The following is a 1,088-nucleotide window of genomic DNA, read 5'->3' on the forward strand; positions in this document are numbered from 1 at the left end:
ACCGTACTGGCTAAAACCTACGGCGGTGCTGCTCGTGCATTCGACCAGATCGATAACGCGCCGGAAGAAAAAGCTCGTGGTATCACCATCAACACTTCTCACGTTGAATATGACACCCCGACTCGCCACTACGCACACGTAGACTGCCCGGGCCACGCCGACTATGTTAAAAACATGATCACCGGTGCTGCGCAGATGGATGGCGCGATCCTGGTTGTTGCTGCGACTGACGGCCCGATGCCGCAGACTCGTGAGCACATCCTGCTGGGTCGTCAGGTAGGCGTTCCGTACATCATCGTGTTCCTGAACAAATGCGACATGGTTGATGACGAAGAGCTGCTGGAACTGGTAGAAATGGAAGTTCGTGAACTTCTGTCTCAGTACGATTTCCCGGGCGACGACACTCCGATCGTTCGTGGTTCTGCTCTGAAAGCGCTGGAAGGCGAAGCAGAGTGGGAAGCGAAAATCATCGAACTGGCTGGCTTCCTGGATTCTTACATCCCGGAACCAGAGCGTGCGATTGACAAGCCGTTCCTGCTGCCTATCGAAGACGTATTCTCCATCTCCGGTCGTGGTACCGTTGTTACCGGTCGTGTAGAGCGCGGTATCATCAAAGTTGGTGAAGAAGTTGAAATCGTTGGTATCAAAGAGACTGCTAAGTCTACCTGTACTGGCGTTGAAATGTTCCGCAAACTGCTGGACGAAGGCCGTGCTGGTGAGAACGTTGGTGTTCTGCTGCGTGGTATCAAACGTGAAGAAATCGAACGTGGTCAGGTACTGGCTAAGCCGGGCTCTATCAAGCCGCACACCAAGTTCGAATCTGAAGTGTACATCCTGTCCAAAGACGAAGGCGGCCGTCATACTCCGTTCTTCAAAGGCTACCGTCCGCAGTTCTACTTCCGTACTACTGACGTGACTGGTACCATCGAACTGCCGGAAGGCGTAGAGATGGTAATGCCGGGCGACAACATCAAAATGGTTGTTACCCTGATCCACCCGATCGCGATGGACGACGGTCTGCGTTTCGCAATCCGTGAAGGCGGCCGTACTGTAGGTGCGGGCGTTGTTGCTAAAGTAATGAGCTAATT

Annotated in this window: 1 protein-coding gene; it reads left to right on the forward strand. The window is 53.4% G+C overall.

The genetic code is table 11. From position 1 onward, the window contains the following. A partial coding sequence (gene tuf / locus FDX14_RS24385) for an elongation factor Tu (RefSeq protein WP_131348470.1) occupies window positions 1–1,086 on the forward strand: 1,086 nt, incomplete at its 5' end. Window positions 1,087–1,088 lie beyond the last annotated feature (2 nt).

It is taken from the genome of Citrobacter sp. wls710 (genome assembly GCF_005281115.1).
GTDB classification, from domain to species: Bacteria; Pseudomonadota; Gammaproteobacteria; order Enterobacterales; family Enterobacteriaceae; genus Citrobacter; species Citrobacter werkmanii.